The organism is Chromatiales bacterium, from assembly GCA_024234935.1.
In the GTDB taxonomy this organism is placed as follows: domain Bacteria; phylum Pseudomonadota; class Gammaproteobacteria; order Steroidobacterales.
In genome coordinates this window covers 544,863-561,940 of record JACKNI010000001.1, presented here as the reverse complement: position 1 = coordinate 561,940, position 17,078 = coordinate 544,863, and the positions used below count along the sequence as shown (strand labels likewise).

General features: G+C 63.7%; 16 protein-coding genes. 3 read left to right on the top strand and 13 right to left on the bottom strand.

Translation table 11 applies throughout. From position 1 onward, the window contains the following. The first annotated feature begins 1 nt into the window (after position 1). From H6979_02640 to H6979_02630, 3 genes are all read left to right on the top strand, one after another. A complete protein-coding gene (locus H6979_02640) occupies positions 2-1,495 on the top strand; it encodes an FAD-binding oxidoreductase (GenBank protein MCP5138742.1) in 1,494 nt (497 codons plus the stop codon). A 99-nt stretch (positions 1,496-1,594) separates the two neighbouring features. Beyond that, positions 1,595-3,280 (top strand): dihydroxy-acid dehydratase, encoded by a 1,686-nt coding sequence (ilvD, locus tag H6979_02635; protein ID MCP5138741.1) that lies wholly within the window; start codon positions 1,595-1,597, stop codon positions 3,278-3,280. A 17-nt stretch (positions 3,281-3,297) separates the two neighbouring features. Continuing rightward, the gene (locus H6979_02630) at positions 3,298-5,907 is read left to right on the top strand and encodes a bifunctional aspartate kinase/diaminopimelate decarboxylase (protein ID MCP5138740.1); all 2,610 of its coding nucleotides are present in this window, start codon (positions 3,298-3,300) and stop codon (positions 5,905-5,907) included. 24 nt (positions 5,908-5,931) lie between these two features. Here the strand turns inward: H6979_02630 and hisE are convergent, their stop codons facing one another. The 13 genes from hisE to H6979_02565 all read right to left on the bottom strand — a co-directional run bounded on the left by hisE (position 5,932) and on the right by H6979_02565 (position 17,077). Continuing rightward, positions 5,932-6,225, bottom strand: a complete 294-nt coding sequence (gene hisE, locus H6979_02625; protein MCP5138739.1) for a phosphoribosyl-ATP diphosphatase — start codon at positions 6,223-6,225, stop codon at positions 5,932-5,934. Continuing rightward, the gene (hisF, locus tag H6979_02620) at positions 6,222-6,989 is read right to left on the bottom strand and encodes an imidazole glycerol phosphate synthase subunit HisF (GenBank protein MCP5138738.1); all 768 of its coding nucleotides are present in this window, start codon (positions 6,987-6,989) and stop codon (positions 6,222-6,224) included. The genes hisE and hisF overlap by 4 nt, the downstream gene beginning before the upstream one ends. Then, positions 6,971-7,711, bottom strand: coding sequence for a 1-(5-phosphoribosyl)-5-[(5-phosphoribosylamino)methylideneamino]imidazole-4-carboxamide isomerase (gene hisA / locus H6979_02615; GenBank protein ID MCP5138737.1), 741 nt, complete (start codon positions 7,709-7,711; stop codon positions 6,971-6,973). Before hisA ends, hisF begins: the two co-directional genes overlap by 19 nt. A gap of 9 nt (positions 7,712-7,720) precedes the next feature. Continuing rightward, a complete protein-coding gene (gene hisH, locus H6979_02610; GenBank protein ID MCP5138736.1) occupies positions 7,721-8,329 on the bottom strand; it encodes an imidazole glycerol phosphate synthase subunit HisH in 609 nt (202 codons plus the stop codon). Then, positions 8,326-9,399, bottom strand: a complete 1,074-nt coding sequence (gene hisB, locus H6979_02605) for a bifunctional histidinol-phosphatase/imidazoleglycerol-phosphate dehydratase HisB (protein MCP5138735.1) — start codon at positions 9,397-9,399, stop codon at positions 8,326-8,328. Before hisB ends, hisH begins: the two co-directional genes overlap by 4 nt. After that, on the bottom strand, positions 9,399-10,457 hold the full coding sequence (gene hisC / locus H6979_02600) for a histidinol-phosphate transaminase (GenBank protein MCP5138734.1): 1,059 nt from the start codon (positions 10,455-10,457) through the stop codon (positions 9,399-9,401). Before hisC ends, hisB begins: the two co-directional genes overlap by 1 nt. Continuing rightward, on the bottom strand, positions 10,454-11,767 hold the full coding sequence (gene hisD, locus H6979_02595) for a histidinol dehydrogenase (protein MCP5138733.1): 1,314 nt from the start codon (positions 11,765-11,767) through the stop codon (positions 10,454-10,456). Before hisD ends, hisC begins: the two co-directional genes overlap by 4 nt. A 5-nt stretch (positions 11,768-11,772) precedes the next feature. Then, on the bottom strand, positions 11,773-12,675 hold the full coding sequence (locus H6979_02590) for an ATP phosphoribosyltransferase (GenBank protein ID MCP5138732.1): 903 nt from the start codon (positions 12,673-12,675) through the stop codon (positions 11,773-11,775). A gap of 6 nt (positions 12,676-12,681) precedes the next feature. Then, positions 12,682-12,987, bottom strand: coding sequence for a helix-turn-helix domain-containing protein (locus H6979_02585; protein ID MCP5138731.1), 306 nt, complete (start codon positions 12,985-12,987; stop codon positions 12,682-12,684). A gap of 74 nt (positions 12,988-13,061) precedes the next feature. After that, the gene (gene leuB, locus H6979_02580; protein MCP5138730.1) at positions 13,062-14,129 is read right to left on the bottom strand and encodes a 3-isopropylmalate dehydrogenase; all 1,068 of its coding nucleotides are present in this window, start codon (positions 14,127-14,129) and stop codon (positions 13,062-13,064) included. Then, positions 14,117-14,701: a 3-isopropylmalate dehydratase small subunit gene (gene leuD / locus H6979_02575; protein MCP5138729.1), complete on the bottom strand. Its 585-nt coding sequence runs from the start codon at positions 14,699-14,701 to the stop codon at positions 14,117-14,119. Before leuD ends, leuB begins: the two co-directional genes overlap by 13 nt. A gap of 26 nt (positions 14,702-14,727) precedes the next feature. Then, a complete protein-coding gene (leuC, locus tag H6979_02570; GenBank protein ID MCP5138728.1) occupies positions 14,728-16,134 on the bottom strand; it encodes a 3-isopropylmalate dehydratase large subunit in 1,407 nt (468 codons plus the stop codon). A gap of 16 nt (positions 16,135-16,150) precedes the next feature. Further along, positions 16,151-17,077, bottom strand: coding sequence for a branched-chain amino acid transaminase (locus H6979_02565; GenBank protein ID MCP5138727.1), 927 nt, complete (start codon positions 17,075-17,077; stop codon positions 16,151-16,153). Between the last annotated feature and the right edge of the window lies 1 nt (position 17,078).

Here is a 17,078-nt window from a genome sequence, read left to right as displayed (position 1 = left end):
GATGCACGACGGGCAAGCGGCATTGCAATGGCCCGTCTTTTACATCAGCAGGTTCATTCCCTTGACCGCAATTTCCAGCCCGCTTCTCGCTGAACTCAAGGCACTTGCCGGCCCTGGTGGCCATATCGAGGATCCGGCCGAGCTCGCCTCCAGCCTGACCGAATGGCGGGGCTTGTTCAGGGGCGCTGCGCCGCTGATGCTGATGCCCGGCTCGACGTCGACCGTGGCAGCGATACTCGGCTTCTGTCACCAGCATCGTATCGCCGTCGTTCCGCAGGGTGGAAACACGGGTCTGGTCGGCGGGGCCATACCGCATTCGACGGCAGAGCGGCCGGAAATCCTCCTCTCGGCGCGTCGGCTGAACCGCATACGTACCATCGACGCGGCGAATTACAGCATCACGGCCGAGGCTGGCTGCGTGCTGGCCTCGGTACAGGCGGCGGCAGCGGAAGCGGGCCGGCTTTTCCCGCTGAGTCTTGCCGCGGAGGGCAGCTGTCAGCTGGGCGGGAATCTCTCCACCAACGCCGGCGGTACGGCAGTTCTGCGCTTTGGCAACATGCGCGACCTGGTGCTGGGCCTCGAAGTCGTGCTGCCAGACGGGCGGGTGCTCGACGGGCTGCGTAGCCTGCGCAAGGACAACACCGGATACGACCTGAAGCAACTGTTCATCGGTGCGGAAGGGACGCTGGGCTTTATCACGGCAGCGAGCTGCAAGCTCTTCCCGCAGCCCCGGCACACGGCAACTGCCTGGCTGGCCGTGCCCGATGTTGCGGCGGCGCTGAGGCTGTATGGTGCGGCACGCGACTCGCTGGGTGATGAGCTGACCGCCTTCGAGTTTGCCAATCAGACCTCGCTGGATTTCGTGATTCGACATATTCCGGGCAGCCGCGCGCCGCTGGGCAGCGACTCGCCCTGGTACGTGCTGCTGGAACTCGGCACCGCGCGCGAATCGGCAGATACCGGAGCGGACCTGGAGCGTTTCCTGGCCGGCATGCTCGAGAGGCATACGGTGACAGACGGCGTGGTCGCGACCAGTGGCGCACAGCGGAATGCCTTGTGGAGGCTTCGTCACAGCATGTCGGAGGGGCAGAAGATCGAGGGAGCCAGCATCAAGCACGACATCTCGGTGCCGGTTTCCAGCATCGGCGAGTTTGTTGCCCGTGCATCCGCCTGGGCCGAGTCGGCCGTGCCGGGGGTCCGCGTGGTTGCCTTCGGACATCTCGGTGATGGCAATGTGCACTTCAACCTCAGTCAGCCGGTCGGTGCGGATCCGGCGGCTTTTCTCGCTCGCTGGGACGAGATCGCCGCGCAGATTCACCAGATTGCGGTGGACTTCGGTGGCAGCTTCAGTGCCGAGCACGGTATCGGCAGCCTCAAAGTGGCGGAACTCGAACGCTGGCGGGGCGGGACGACGATCGAGGTGATGCGTGCCATCAAGGGCGTACTCGATCCGCACAACATCATGAATCCGGGCAAGTTGTTGCGCGCGGGTTGAGGGAGATTCAGCCGGATTTGCATAGGGAATCAAGACCGAATCGGCTAAACTTGCGCCCGGTTTTGCTGCCTGAAACAGCTGCGGAGTACGGACCAGATCATGACTGACCCAAAGAACACCAAAGACAGTGCGCGCCGCTATTCCAGCGTCGTCGTGGACGGCGTTTCACAGGCGCCGAGCCGCGCCATGCTGCGGGCCGTCGGCTTCACCGAGGCTGATTTCGGGAAGAGCCAGATCGGCATCGCCTCGACCTGGAGCATGGTCACGCCCTGCAACATGCACATCGATCAGCTGGCCAGGCTGGCAGGCGAGGGTGCCGATGCGGCGGGCGGCAAGTCGGTGATCTTCAACACCATCACCGTCTCGGACGGGATCTCGATGGGTACGCCCGGCATGCGCTACTCGCTGGTATCGCGCGAAGTGATTGCCGATTCGATCGAGACGGTCGTGGGTGCGGAAGGCTTTGACGGTTTTGTGACCATCGGTGGCTGCGACAAGAACATGCCTGGATGTGCGATCGCCATGGTGCGCATGGATCGCCCCTCGGTGTTTGTCTATGGTGGCACGATCCTGCCCGGCGCCAACCGCTGTGACATCGTCTCGGTTTTCGAGGCAGTCGGTGCGGTTGCTGGCGGCCGTATGTCGAGGGCACAGCTGCTCGAGGTCGAGCAGACGGCGATTCCGGGCGCGGGCTCCTGCGGTGGCATGTACACGGCGAACACGATGGCCTCGGCCATCGAGGCGCTGGGTCTCAGCCTGCCGAACAGCTCCGCCCAGGACGCGATCTCGCCGGACAAGCTGGACGACTGCCGCCGCGCCGGTGCGGCAGTGGTTGAGCTGGTTCGTCGCGGCATCAAGCCTTCGGATATCGTCAGTCGTGAAGCCTTTGAGAATGCGATCACGGTGGTGATCGCGCTCGGCGGTTCGACCAACGCGGTCCTGCATCTGCTGGCAATCGCGCACGAGGCGAATATTCCGCTCACGCTGGACGATTTCACGCGTATCGGTGCCAGGGTGCCGGTGCTCGCTGATCTGCGCCCGAGCGGGCGCTATGCGATGTCCGAGCTGGTTGCCATCGGTGGCATCCAGCCGCTGATGAAGATGCTGCTCGACCAGGGCCTGCTGCACGGTGAATGTCTGACGGTCAGTGGCAAGACCATTGCCGAAAACCTGGCTCATATACAGCCCTATCCGGCGGGTCAGGACATCATCCGCGGCTTTGATAATCCTATGAAGAATGACAGCCATCTTGTTGTAATGAATGGAAATATTGCACCGGATGGTGCAGTGGCCAAGATCACCGGCAAGGAGGGGCTGCGCTTTGTCGGCAATGCTCGCGTGTTCGGCTCCGAAGAAGCCGCGCTCGAAGCCATCCTCGGTGGCGTGGTCGTTGCCGGTGATGTGGTGGTGATTCGCTACGAGGGTCCGAAGGGTGGTCCGGGCATGCGCGAGATGCTGAGTCCGACCGGTGCGATCATGGGTCGCGGTCTGGGTGCCGAGGTTGCGTTGATCACCGATGGCCGCTTCTCCGGTGGCAGTCACGGCTTCGTCGTCGGGCATGTTTCGCCCGAGGCTGCCGTCGGCGGGCCGCTGGCGCTGTTGCAGGACGGGGACCGCATCACCATCGATGCCGAGAAGCGGACCCTCGATGTGGATCTTTCGCCGGCGGAGCTGGAGGCGCGCCGCGCACGCTGGACCTTGCCGCCGCGTGAGGTGCCGCGCGGCGTACTCAGCAAGTACGTGCAACTGGTCAACTCGGCTTCTCTCGGCGCGATCACCACTTGAGCACGGACAGGGCGAGCATGTCAGGGAAGCGCAGCGCGCGTCGCAAGGCCTCCACGTCGGCCTGGGTCGTGCTGAAGTTCGGTGGCACCAGCGTGTCCAGCCCGGAGCGCTGGGAGACCATCGCCGGGCTGCTGCGTCAGCGGCAGGCTGAAGGCCTGCGCCCGGTCATCGTGCACTCGGCTCTTGCCACCGTTTCCAACAAGCTCGACGAACTGCTGCATCGTGCATTGGAGGCAGACGTCACGGCCGAGGTTGCCGGGATCCGCGAACTGCACCTGCGCCTCGCCGCCGGCCTGCAGGTCGATGGCGAAAAGGAACTGGGCGCGTATTTCCGCGAACTCGAGCATCTGCTTGCAGGGATTCACCTGATCCGGGAAGTGAGCCCGCGTATCCAGGCCCGGGTGATGGGGCTCGGCGAGCTGATGGCCACACGACTCGGTGCTGCCTTTCTTGCGCGGCAGGGTTTGACGGTGACCTGGATGGATGCGCGCGAATTGTTGCTCAGTAGTGTGCGGCCCGGTGTCAACGAGCGTTCGGCATACCTCGCCGCCAACTGCGATTTCGAGCCCGATCCCGAGCTTCAGGCGCGCTTCGCCGCTGCGGCGGGCATCGTGCTGACACAGGGCTTCATTGCCAGAAATGCACGCGGCGATGGCGTGCTGCTCGGGCGTGGTGGCTCCGATACTTCCGGCGCGTATTTTGCGGCGAAGCTGCAGGCTGCAGCACTTGAAATCTGGACCGACGTGCCCGGCATGTTCACCGCCAATCCGAAGGTGGTGCCGGGCGCGCGTCTGCTGCGCATGCTGAGCTACGAGGAAGCGCAGGAAATCGCCTCGACCGGTGGTTCCGTACTCCATCCGCGTTGTATCAATCCCTGCAAGCGGCACGGCATTCCCCTCAAGGTGCTGTGTACCAGCCAGCCGGAACTGCCCGGTACGCTGGTCACGGCACGCGCCGGCAGCGATGGCCCGCGGGTCAAGGCGATCCTCGGTCGCAGCCGGATCACGCTGGTGTCGATGGAAACCCTCGGCATGTGGCATGAGGTCGGATTCCTCGCCGACGCCTTCCGTTGTTTTTCCGATCTGGGACTGTCGGTCGATCTGGTTTCGACTTCCGAGAGCAACGTGACCGTTACGCTCGATCCGGGTGCCAACCCGATCGACGTGCAGACGCTCGCTGATCTGCAGGTTCGCCTGGAGCAGTTGTGTCGCGTGCGGATCATCGAAGGCGTGGAGGTCGTCAGCCTGGTCGGGCAGAAAATTCGCGCGGCGCTGCATGAGATCGGTCCGGCGCTCGAGGTTTTCGACGAGTACCGCATTCATCTGGTCAGCCAGTCCGCCAGCGACCTGAACCTTTCCTTCGTGATTGAGGAAGGGCAGGCCGGGCGCCTGATCCAGCAGTTGCACGGCACGCTGGTTCACTCCGGGCCGGATGACGAGGTCTTCGGTGAGACCTGGGAAGAACTGCGCAGTGGCGGCCGGAAGCTGCGACCGCATGTCGAGCCATGGTGGGTGCAGCGACGCGCGGAACTTGTGGCGCTCGGCCATCAGCACCAGTCCGCTTACGTTTACGATCTGGCCTCGGTGCGCGCGGCCGCAGCCCGGCTGAAATCCCTGCAATCGGTGCAGCGGGTCTTCTTCGCGATGAAGGCCAACAATTCGCCTGATGTGCTCAGGGTCATGGATGAACAGGGCCTGAGCTTCGAGTGCGTTTCGCCGGGTGAGATACGCCGGGTGCTCGAACTGTTCCCGGAGATTGCCCGCGACCGGATTCTCTATACGCCGAATTTCGCCCCGCGCAGCGATTACGAATTCGGACTGGCACAAGGCGTCTGGGTGACGCTCGATAACCTTCATCCCTTGCGTCACTGGCCCGAGCTGTTTCGTGGGCGGGAGATCTTCCTGCGTGTCGATACCGGGCAGGGACATGGCCATCACGAGCATGTGCGGACGGCGGGCACGCATTCCAAGTTCGGGATTCCGGTCTTCGAACTGGAAGAGGCGCGCGCGCTGGTCGCCGCCTGTGGCGCAACTGTCGTCGGGCTGCACGCGCATACCGGCAGCGGCATCCTGACGCCGCAGAACTGGCAGGATGTGGGCCGGGAACTCGTCGCGATTGCACAGGATTTTCCGGGGCTGCGTTTCCTGGATCTCGGTGGCGGCCTGGGTGTGCCGGAGAAGTCCGGGCAGCATCCGCTGGATATGCAGGCCGTCGACGCCGGGATTGCCGAGATCCGTGCGGCGCAGCCGCAACTGGAGATCTGGCTGGAACCGGGGCGTTACCTCGTCGCCGAAGCCGGTGTGCTGCTTGCCACCGTGACGCAGGTAAAGGGCAAGGGGCAGATGATGTATGTCGGTGTGAGTACCGGCATGAACAGCCTGATCCGTCCGGCGCTCTACGGCGCCTTCCACGAGATCGTCAACCTGAGCCGCTGGGGCGATGATACCGATCGCGTCGTCACCATCGTCGGGCCGATCTGCGAGACCGGTGACAGGCTGGGTGCCGACCGTCTGTTGCCGACGTGCGAGGAAGGCGATGTGCTGGTGATCGCCAATGCCGGTGCCTATGGCCGCGTGATGAGTTCCAGCTACAACCTGCGTGATCCCGCGGTCGAAGTCGCGATCTGAGCGACAGGCGGGTGGCCTGGGCCGCTACCTGTGTCGCCGTTCGAGTTCGGTGACCACTTCGGCCAGGCCGGCCTCGCGTGAATTCAGCAGCACGAGCATGTGATAGAGCAGGTCCGCTGCTTCGGAAACCACCTTTTCACGTGTATCGGTAACGCTGGCGAGGGCGAGTTCCACTCCCTCTTCGCCGACCTTCTGCGCGATGCGGGCAGGTCCCGCCTTGAACAGTTTCGCTGTGTAACTGGCCTCGCTGCCCTCGACCTTGCGGGCGGCAATCACCTGCTCAAGCTGCAGCAGGAAGCTGATATCGGCTGTGCTCATGGTCGTACCTCTATGCCTTCGCCACGCAGATAAGTCTTGAGGTCCCTGATGTTGATCGCGCCGCTGTGAAAGACGCTGGCAGCGAGTGCGCCATCCACCCCGGCCTGAACAAATACATCGCGGAAATGTTCCGGCGTGCCGGCACCACCGGATGCGATCAGCGGTACGGTGGCCGCAGCGCGCATGACTTTCAGCTGGGTCAGATCATAGCCGCGCCGCACGCCGTCCTGGTTCATGCAGTTCAGGACGATTTCGCCGGCGCCGCGGCGCTGCGCCTCGACGATCCAGTCTTCGGTCCTGAGTCCGGCGGCACGAGTCTTGTCCGGGTCGCCGGTAAACTGATAGACGACCCAGCTCCCGTCTTCTTCCCGGCTGTCGATGCCGACCACCACGCACTGGGTACCGAAGCGTTGCGCCAGTTCGGTGATCAGTGCAGGTTCAGTCAGCGCCGGTGTATTGATCGAAACCTTGTCCGCACCGAAGTTCAATACTTCCTCGGCGTCACGGATACTGCGGATGCCGCCGGCCACGCAGAAGGGTATGTCCAGCACCTCGGCGACACGGTGAATCCAGCGTCGGTCCACACCGCGTCCTTCCGGGCTGGCGGTGATGTCGTAGAAGACCAGTTCGTCGGCGCCTTCATCGCGATAACGGGCGGCCAGTTCCAGGATGTCGCCGACCACGCGGTGATCGCGAAACCGGACGCCCTTGACGACCTGTCCGTCGCGGACATCGAGGCAGGGAATTATGCGCCGTGCGAGAATTTGCGGATCTCCTCGAGTGTCAGGCGTCCGTCCAGCAGGGCCTTGCCGGTGACCACGGCAGATACGCCGGTCTGCTGCAGGGCCTGCAGGTCGGCCAGCGAACTGACGCCGCCCGATGCGATGACCTGTGCATCCGGAAAGCGGCGCGAACACTCCGTGTACAGATCGAGATTCGGGCCACCGAGGGTGCCGTCGCGCGCGATGTCCGTGCACAGGAAGTGGATGCCGCCGGATGCAGTGAATTGTGCGAGCAGCGTCCACAGGCTGAGACCGCTGTCGTGTACCCAGCCACGGGTCAGGATCTGTGGGTCGCCGGATTCGGGTACGCGCACGTCAAAGGCAAACACCACGTGTTCAGCGCCGAGTTCGCCGAGCCATGCCAGGGCAGTTTCCGGTTTCTCGGCTGCGATCGACCCGAGCACGACGCGTGTGGCACCGGCCTCGCGCATCTGCCGGGCGCGCTGCAGGTCGCGGATTCCGCCGCCGGCCTGAACAGCCATGCCGCCGGCAGCCGCCATGGCCTTGATGAGTGGCATGTTGGTCGGACTGCCGGTGCGCGCGCCATCCAGATCGACCACATGCAGCCGCCCCATTCCCGCTGCGCGATAGGTGCTCGCCAGTTCGACCGGATCCTGCGTGTAACCGGATACCTTGTTGAAGTCACCCTGGTAGAGACGGACGCATTGGCCGTCCAGCAGGTCGATTGCGGGTATCACTTCCATGTGCAGGTCTCAGCAGCGGCCCAGAAAGTTCTCGAGAATCCGTGCGCCGAGTGGTCCCGATCGTTCCGGATGAAACTGGGCGGCGTAGAAGTTGTCCCGCCCGGCAACCGCCGTGAAAAGCCGGCCGTAGTCGGTCGTGGCGATCGTGTCGTCGGATACATCAGCGGCATAGCTGTGCACGAAATAGAAGTAGCTGTCGTCAGGAACACCGTCCAGCAGCGGCGATTCACGTTTGCGCGTGATCTGGTTCCAGCCCATGTGTGGTATCGGCCGCTCCGGTGCCGGCGCAAAGCGCCGGACCCGGCCGGGCAGGATACCGAGACAGGCGACATCGTCCTCTTCCGAGGATTCAAACAGCAGTTGCAAGCCGAGGCAGATGCCGAGTACCGGCTGTCTGAGTTCCGGGATCACGGAGACCAGGCCGGCTTTCTGCAGGCGCTCCATGGCCGCGCGCGCTGCGCCGACGCCGGGCAGGATCACATGCGAGGCGGCCCGAATGATTGCCGGATCGCTGCTCAGCTGGCCCGTGTAACCCAGGCGTTGCAGCGCCAGGTTCAGCGAGGCGATATTCGCGCCGCCGCCGTCGACGATGACAACCTCGCGCGACGCAGTGCTCACAGCGTGCCTTTGGTGCTGGGCAATGACTGGCCGGTGCGTGCAATCGCCTGGCGCAGCGTCCGGCCGACGCCCTTGAAGCAGGCTTCGATCATGTGGTGCGTGTTCTCGCCGCGTACCGTGATGTGCAGGTTGGCACCCAGGCTATCGGCCAGTGAGCGAAAAAAGTGCGGCACGAGCTCGGTCGGCAACTGCCCGACTTCGGGTCGTGGAAACTTGCCTTTGAAGACCAGACAGGCGCGTCCGGAGAGGTCGAGTGCGACCTGCACCCAGGCTTCGTCCATCGGCAATACGAAGCCGTAGCGTGCAATACCCCGCTTGTCGCCCAGCGCCTGGCGCAGGGCCGCGCCGAGCGCCAACGCCACGTCTTCGACGGTGTGGTGTTCATCGACATGCAGGTCGCCCGCGCAGTTGAGCGTCAGGGCAAAGCCGCCGTGCTTGGCGATCTGTTCGAGCATGTGGTCGAAGAAACCGATGCCGGTATGCACGGAAACCGGCTGCTCCGCATCGAGGTCCACGCTGACCCGGATACGGGTTTCTCGCGTTTCGCGCAGCACGCTCGCGGTGCGTGGCTGGTCCAGGATCGTGTGCACGATTTGCGCCCAGCAGTCGGGGTCGGCCGGATCGGTGCGGTAGCCCGGTACGCCGATATTGCGCGCGAACTCAAGATCGGTATCACGATCACCGGCCACGAAACTGCGTTCGCGGTCGAAATCCAGGCTGCGCGCGGCTTCACCCAGAATGCCCGGATCGGGCTTCCGGCAGCTGCACCCGTCAGCGGGCTTGTGCGGACAGATGAAGATATGGCGGAACTCGATACCCTGCGAACGGAACAGCTCAAGTATGAAATCCTGCGCGCGGCGAAAATCGGCTTCGGGAAAGCTCGCGGTGCCCAGGCCGTCCTGGTTGGTGACCATCGCAAATTCATAGCCCGCATCGCGGAGGCGCAAGAGTGCTGGAATCACGCCGGGTACCAGCGCGATCTTGTCGAGCCGGTCAACCTGCTCATCGGCGGGCTCGAGAACAAGGGTGCCGTCCCTGTCCAGAAATGCGATTTTGCCTGGCGCTGCCATCATGACCTCAGGGCTTTCAGGAGTTGCTCGTTGTCGGCTGGTGAGCCGACCGTGATCCGCACGCAGTTTGGCAGCATCGGGTCCCAGCCAAAATCGCGCAGCAGGATCTTGCCGGCTCGTGCACGGGCCGACAGTGTCGAGCCGAGCGTGGTTTCGACGAGCAGGAAATTCGCGTCGCTCGGCCAGATTCGCAGCACATCAGGCAGCTGCTGCAGCGCCTCGGCCAGCCGCTTGCGTTCGGCGATGATGATGCGGCGACGGGCGGCCAGTTCGGTCTGCGCCTCGGCGCCCAGGCAACGGAGCACGGCGTCCTGGCTGGTCGTCGGGAAACAGTAGGGCGGCAGGATGCGCCCGATCAGCTCGACGAGCGGGGCGCGTCCGATCAGCGACCCGCAGCGGATGCCGGCCAGACTCAGCGACTTGGACAGGGTGCGCAGCACCACGATGTTGTCGTGGCGTGCCAGCAGATCAAGCGTGGGATCGCTGGCCGCGAATTCGATGTAGGCGCCGTCGACAACCACGACGCCACGTCCGGCGAGACTTGTGGCCAGCCGGTCGATATCGCTGTCCGGAAAACAGTTGCCGGTCGGATTGTTCGGCGAACAGACGAAGACGAGTTTGCTGTGATCGGTCCATTGCGCGCTGATCTCGTCAACGGGCAGGGTGTAGCCGTTCTCGCGGTCGAGCGGAATCCGCCGGATCCCGGCACCCTGGACCTGTGCGTAGAACTCATACATGCCAAAGGTTGGCGGGCAGATGATGATTTCGTCCTGCCCGGCGCGACAGAAACTGCGGATCAGCATGTCAATCGCTTCGCTCGAACCCCGCGTAACCAGCAAGGCATCGGCGGCAACGCCGTAGTGTGCCGCAAGTTTCAGGGTCAGCTCAGCAGGACGCGGGTCCGGATAACGATTCAGGCCGTCGCGGCTTTGGTCGCCGGGCGGTCGCCAGGGTGTCTCGTTGGCGTTGAGGCGGATAAAGCCGCCGACATAGTCGGCAGGTTTGTATGGCTTCAGCGCGGAGATTTCCGGGCGCAGCAGTTCGAGTGTGGTGCTCATGGGCTTCGCCCGCTGTCGGTCTGCTCCAGCCGCGTGGCGACGGCCTGTGCATGGGCATCAAGTCCCTCGAGCTGTGCGAGCGTACGCACCGTTGGTGCCAGCGTGCGCAGGCCCGGCAGCGTGGCCTCCTGCAGCGTCATGCGCCGCTGGAAGTCGGCCACGGACAACCCGCTGTAGGCCCGCGCATACCCGTAGGTTGGCAGCACATGGTTGGTGCCGCTGCAGTAATCGCCGACTGATTCTGGCGTCCACTCGCCGATGAATACCGAACCGGCAGTATCCACGCCTGCGGCCAGTGCCCGTGGCTCGGCTGTCTGGAGAATCAGATGTTCGGGCGCATAGTCATTGGCCACGATCACGGCATCAGCCAGCGTCGGCACGATGACAGCCACGGCATGCGTGAGTGCAGTCCGGATCGTATCCCGCCGCGGCAGGCCAGGCAGGGCGCGATCGATTTCGGCCTGTACGGCGCTCACCAGGGTCCGGTCGGTACAGACCAGCACCACATGAGAATCCGGCCCATGTTCAGCCTGCGAGAGCAGATCGAGTGCCACGAAGCGCGGATTGGCGTCGCGGTCGGCAATGACCATGACCTCCGAGGGACCGGCTGGCATGTCGAGTGCTGCGCCGGCAGGATCGGCAGCGACCAGCGTCTTCGCCGCGGTCACCCATGCGTTGCCCGGGCCGAAGATCTTCACGACCTTGGGCACGGTCGCGGTGCCATAGGCCATCGCAGCGATGGCCTGGGCGCCGCCCGCCTTGTAGATCTCGCGGATACCGCAGGCCCATGCTGCCGTGACTACGGCCGGATCCGCACGCCCGTCGGGACGCGGTGGCGTGCACATGACGCGTACCGGGCAGCCGGCAATGCCCGAGGGCACAGCGAGCATGATGGCCGTGGAGGGCAACGGGGCCGTACCGGCAGGTACATAAAGGCCGACGGCACGAAGTGGTTTGCTGATCCGTTCGCAGACGACGCCGGGCACGGTTTCGACACGGATCGGGGCTGCATCCTGCGCAGCATGAAAGCGCGTGACGTTGGCGATTGCCGTGGCGATGGCCTGCCGGGCGTCGGCCGACAGTTCCGCTGCTGCCGCCTTGACCTCGTCAGCGTCAACCCGCAGCGAATCGAGTCTGGCGCCATCGAGTTCCGCCGCGAAGCCGAGCAGTGCCGAATCGCCTTCGGTCCGTACCCGGTTGACGATCTCGCTGACCCGCTCGCGGATGCTGTCGCTGAGCTGCACAGCCGGACGCTGCAGCACCAGGCTGCGCGCCACTTCATCCAGAGTTGTCCAGTCAACGATACGCATGTGGTTCAGGCGAGCATCTTTTCCACAGGCAGGACCAGAATCGAAGTCGCTCCTGCACTCTTCAGGGCCTCCAGTGTTTCCCAGAACACATTTTCCCGGCACACGACATGTACGGCGACCCGGTCATCCAGGCTGTCGAGCGGCAGCACCGTCGGCGACTCGGAGCCGGGCAGGAGGGCCGCGATCCTTGCAAGTGCCGACTTCGGCGCATGCATCATGATGTACTTGCTCTCGCGGACCTGCATGACGCCTTCGACACGCTGAAGCAGGCGGTTGATCCACTCGATCTTTTCCGGCGGCACTGCCACGGGGGTTTGCAGTATCACGGCGCGGCTTTCCAGGATGGTTTCACCCTCGCGGAGCTTGTTGGCAAGCAGCGTCGAACCGGTCGAAACCAGGTCACAGATTGCCTCGGCGCGACCGAGGCTCGGCGCGATCTCGACCGCCCCCGAAAACTCGACGACACCCGCATCGACATTGTTGCGCCGCAGGTAGTCACGCACGATCGAGGGATAACTCGTGGCAATCTTCCTGCCCGCCAGGTCGCGAACGGTGCGCAGGGCGCTGCCGTCCGGATAGGCGAAGGCGAGCCGGCAGTGACCGTAGTCCAGCGAGCGGATGATCTGGAAAGGCGTGACCGGATCCTGCTCGAGGAAGTGCAGGCGCTTCTCTTCAACGATATTGAGGCCGGCGATACCGAGGTCGCAGACATCGTCGCGCACCAGGCCGGGAATGTCGTCATCGCGGACCAGCAACACGTCGACCGGCATGTTCTCGCCAAAGGCGATCAGCTGGTCGGGCCCCCGCGTGTACTTGAGGCCGCAGCGCTGCAGGAGATCCAGTGACTGTTCGGTCAGTCGGCCGGATTTCTGGATGGCGATCTTGATACGTGCTGGCTTGTCAGTCATAAGTTCCTACTTTTTGCGGCGCTGCAGGGCCTTGCGGTAGCCCCCGGCACCGATGTTCAGTGAACGGGCCACGCGGCCAATCGTCGTTACGCTGACGCCGGTCTGGTCGTGGATCTGGCGATAGGGCAGGCCACGGTCCAGAAGTTCTGCGACATGCCAGCGATCGGTGAGTGCCTGCAACTCGGCGGGGGTGCACAGATCGGTAAAGAAGGCGCGCAGTTCGCTGACATCACGCAGGCTGAGGAGGGCGCGGAACAGTGCCTGTTCCGCCGCTGCCTCATCCTGCTTGTCGAGTATGCGATGTTCTTTCATGTGCTGATGTACTAATGCGCTAATACATTAATACATCAGTACAGGCTTTGGCAAGCCGGGTTTCCCGTCAGGGCTTACTGCGCCTCGAGCGCCCGCAGGACCGCATCGCCCATATCGCGGGTGCTGACCGGTGATTTGCCTTGCAGGGCGATGTCTGCGGTGCGGCAACCGCTCTCAATGGCCGTGATTACGGCCTGTTCGATCGCGCGGGCTTCGGTCTCCATGCCCAGCGAATGGCGCAGCAGCATGGCGGCGCTGAGTATGGTGGCGCAGGGATTGGCAATGCCCCGTCCCGCAATATCCGGGGCAGAACCGTGGATCGGCTCATAGAGACCGCGCTTTTCGGCATTCAGTGAGGCCGAGGGCAGCATGCCCAGCGAACCGGTCAGCATTGAGGCTTCGTCGGTCAGGATGTCGCCGAACAGGTTTTCGGTCACCATGACGTCGAAATCTGCAGCGCGCGACAGCAGATGCATCGCGGCCGCATCCACATACATATGGTCCAGTCTTACATCGGGGAATTCACGGGCGTAGAGTTCGGTGGCGATCGAACGCCACAGCCTGGAAGTCTCCAGTACGTTTGCCTTGTCGATTGAAGTGATCTTGCGCCGGCGTGTGCGGGCGAGTTCGCCGGCCATGCGCAGCACGCGCTCGATCTCGGTCCGTGTATAGGTGCAGACGTCGGTGGCAGCGTCAGGGGTCCGTTCCTTGCGTCCGAAGTAGGCGCCGCCGGTGAGTTCACGCACGACCAGGATATCGACACCCGCAAGGCGCTCGCTGCGCAAGGGTGACGCGGCATACAGGGCCGGATGTGTCCGTACCGGACGGAGGTTGGCAAACACACCCATGGCCGCGCGCATGCCCAGCAGGCCCTGCTCGGGGCGAACATTCGCGTCAGGGTTGCTCCACTTCGGGCCGCCGACCGCACCGAGCAGCACGGCATCGGCTTCTGCGCACAGCTTGCGGGTATCAGCCGGAAAAGGATGGCCCTGGCTGTCGATGGCTATGCCGCCGATCAGCGCTTCGCGATAGACGAACTGATGCCGGTACTTCTTTTCGATGAACCGGAGTGCGCGCAGCGCCTCGGTCATCACCTCGGGGCCGATGCCATCGCCAGGCAGTACGCCGATCAGGGCTTCCATGAACGCTCGCTCTCAAAGCGCGTGATGGCATCGGACTGATGCAGCAGGTAGCCGAGCTGATCCACGCCGTTCAACAGGCAGTATTTCGAGAAGCCGTCCAGCGGAAAGGAGACGGACTTGCCGTCAGGCAGCTGCAGCTGGCAACTGGCCACGTCGATGGTCAGTTCGATACCCGGGTTCTCAAGCAGCCAGGTATGGGTCGCCTTGTCGACGACGACCGGCAGCAGGCCGTTCTTCAGTGAGTTGCTGCGGAATATGTCGGCGATACCGGTGCTGATCACCGCCTGGATGCCGAAATCCAGCAGAGCCCACGGTGCGTGCTCCCGCGAGGAGCCACAGCCAAAGTTGTTGCCGGTGACGAGAATCCTGCAGCCCGCGGCTGCCGGCGTATTGAGTACGAAATCGGCTTTGGGTTTGCCGCTCTTGTCGTAACGCCAGTCAGCAAACAGCGCCTTGCCCAGGCCCTTGCGGGTGGTGGTGGTGAGGAAACGGGCCGGAACGATCTGGTCGGTATCGATGTCGGTGCCGGGCATCACCACGGTCCGCGAACGTACGATGTCTATTTTTTCCATGGATATTTCTCGACTGGATGAGCCGCTCAGTTTTGCAGCAGGGGCCGTGGATCGGCGACGACGCCGGCAATCGCCGAAGCGGCAGCGGTCAACGGGCTTGCCAGCACCGAGCGGGCACCGATGCCCTGCCGGCCTTCGAAGTTGCGATTGCTGGTGCTGACGCAGAGTTGTCCTGGCAATGCGATGTCGCCATTCATGCCGAGGCACATCGAGCAACCGGCTTCACGCCATTCCGCGCCGGCCTCCCGGAACACCTTGTCCAGACCCTCCGCCTCGGCCTGGCGCTGCACCTGGACAGAACCGGGGACGACGAGCATGCGTACGGAACTCGCGACCTTCCGGCCGCGCAGAATCGAGGCCGCATCGTAAAGATCGGACATGCGTGAGTTGGTACAGCTGCCGACGAAGACCACATCGACCGGCAGGCCAAGCATGGGCTTGCCGGCGGTGACTTTCATGTAGGCAAGTGCCTTGCGGAAGCTTGCATCGTCGGAAAGGGGTACCGCATCAGTAACCGGCACGACCATGCCTGGATTGGTACCGAAGGTCACCATCGGCGCGAGCTGACTGACATCAATCGATACTTCCTTGTCGAATCGCGCATCGGTATCCGAGGGCAGGGCGCGCCATCGGGCCACCGCGGCATCCCAGTCCGCACCCTTGGGAGCCAGGGGCCGGCCATTGAGATACTGAATCGTGGTGTCATCGGGCGCGATCATGCCGGCGCGCGCACCGGCTTCGATCGACATGTTGCAGATGGTCATGCGCTGCTCCATGTCGAGGCTGCGGATCGTGCTGCCGCGATACTCGATCACATGTCCGGTGCCGCCGCCGACCCCGATCTTGCCGATGATGGCGAGGATCACGTCCTTTGCCGTCACGCCGCGCGGCAATTTGCCCTCGACATTGATGGCGAGCGTTTTGGGGCGGCGCTGCAGCAGGCACTGGGTCGCAAGAACATGGCCGACTTCAGTGGTGCCGATGCCGAAACCGAGCGCGCCGAATGCGCCATGCGTGCTGGTGTGGCTGTCGCCGCAGACGATGGTCTTGCCGGGTTGCGTCGCGCCGAGTTCCGGGCCGATCACGTGGACGATGCCACGCGAGTCGCTGTCGAAGCCGTACATGCGGATGCCGTTCTTGTCGCAGTTCTCGATCATGGTGCGGATCTGTGCCGCCGCTGCAGGTTCCGAGACCACATCAAGGTCTTTGAGTGTCGTGATCGGCACGGTCGGTGTCGAATGATCGAGCGTGGCGACGGTCAGGTCCGGCCGCCGGATGGACAGGCCGCGGGAGCGCAGGACATTGAAGGCCTCGGGTGTCGTCACCTCGTGGGTCAGGTGCAGGTCGATATAAAGGACGGCCGGGGTATCCGCCGATTCGGGAACGACGATATGGTCGTCCCAGACTTTCTGAAAAAGTGATCTATCGCTCATGTGATGATTCCTGGGTTTAAGCAAGCGACTCGAGCCAGCCCCACTTGTCTGCTGTGCGTCCGTTGAACAGGCCGAAGAAGGCGTTCTGGAGTGCGGTGGTGACCGGGCCGCGCACGCCTGAGCCGACGGTGATCCGGTCCACCGACCTGACCGGCGTGATTTCTGCCGCCGTTCCGGTGAGGAAGATCTCGTCGGCCACATAGAGCATCTCGCGGGGAATGCCCTGTTCCCTGATCGGTATGCCGAGATCCCGCGCCAGTGTCATGACCGCATCACGGGTGATGCCCTGCAGAACCGAATCCGTCGTCGATGGCGTGATGATCGAGCCGTCGCGAATCAGAAAGAGGTTTTCGCCAGCGCCTTCGCTGACCGTGCCGTTGGTCGACAGCGCGATGCCTTCGGCGAAGCCGCGTTCGCGTGCCTCGAGACTGATCAGGGTGCTGGACAGGTAATTGCCGCCCGCCTTGGCCAGCGTCGGAATCGTATTCGGAGCCGCACGCTGCCAGGAAGAAATGCAGACATCGACGCCCTTTTCAAGTGCATCAGCGCCGAGATAGGCGCCCCATTCCCAGGCGGCAACCGCAACATCGACCGGGTGTCCAGGCGGCGGTGCGAGGCCCACTTCGCCGTAGCCGCGAAAGGCGATCGGGCGGATATACGCGCTGCCCAGCTTGTTGCGCGTCACGACATCCCGGCAGGCGGCATTGATCACGTCTGCAGTCCAGGGGATTTCGATGCGGTGTATGCGGGCCGAATCGAACATGCGCCGGGTATGGGCCGCCAGGCGAAAGACGCGCGGACCGGCCGGTGTCTGGTAAACGCGAATGCCCTCGAAAACGGATGAACCGTAATGCAGGGCGTGGGTCATGACATGAACCCGCGCGTCGTTCCACGGAATCAGCTTGCCGTTGAACCAGATCCATTCAGTCGTCTTGATAGCCATG

Bases quoted from the DNA above. Each gene is read 5' to 3' on its own strand.
- H6979_02640 (MCP5138742.1), top strand. From the start codon at position 2: ATGCACGACGGGCAAGCGGCATTGCAATGGCCCGTCTTTTACATCAGC.
- ilvD (MCP5138741.1), top strand. From the start codon at position 1,595: ATGACTGACCCAAAGAACACCAAAGACAGTGCGCGCCGCTATTCCAGC.
- H6979_02630 (MCP5138740.1), top strand. From the start codon at position 3,298: ATGTCAGGGAAGCGCAGCGCGCGTCGCAAGGCCTCCACGTCGGCCTGG.
- hisE (MCP5138739.1), bottom strand. From the start codon at position 6,225: ATGAGCACAGCCGATATCAGCTTCCTGCTGCAGCTTGAGCAGGTGATT.
- hisA (MCP5138737.1), bottom strand. From the start codon at position 7,711: ATGGAAGTGATACCCGCAATCGACCTGCTGGACGGCCAATGCGTCCGT.
- hisB (MCP5138735.1), bottom strand. From the start codon at position 9,399: ATGGCAGCGCCAGGCAAAATCGCATTTCTGGACAGGGACGGCACCCTT.
- hisC (MCP5138734.1), bottom strand. From the start codon at position 10,457: ATGAGCACCACACTCGAACTGCTGCGCCCGGAAATCTCCGCGCTGAAG.
- hisD (MCP5138733.1), bottom strand. From the start codon at position 11,767: ATGCGTATCGTTGACTGGACAACTCTGGATGAAGTGGCGCGCAGCCTG.
- H6979_02590 (MCP5138732.1), bottom strand. From the start codon at position 12,675: ATGACTGACAAGCCAGCACGTATCAAGATCGCCATCCAGAAATCCGGC.
- H6979_02585 (MCP5138731.1), bottom strand. From the start codon at position 12,987: ATGAAAGAACATCGCATACTCGACAAGCAGGATGAGGCAGCGGCGGAA.
- leuB (MCP5138730.1), bottom strand. From the start codon at position 14,129: ATGGAAGCCCTGATCGGCGTACTGCCTGGCGATGGCATCGGCCCCGAG.
- leuD (MCP5138729.1), bottom strand. From the start codon at position 14,701: ATGGAAAAAATAGACATCGTACGTTCGCGGACCGTGGTGATGCCCGGC.
- leuC (MCP5138728.1), bottom strand. From the start codon at position 16,134: ATGAGCGATAGATCACTTTTTCAGAAAGTCTGGGACGACCATATCGTC.
- H6979_02565 (MCP5138727.1), bottom strand. From the start codon at position 17,077: ATGGCTATCAAGACGACTGAATGGATCTGGTTCAACGGCAAGCTGATT.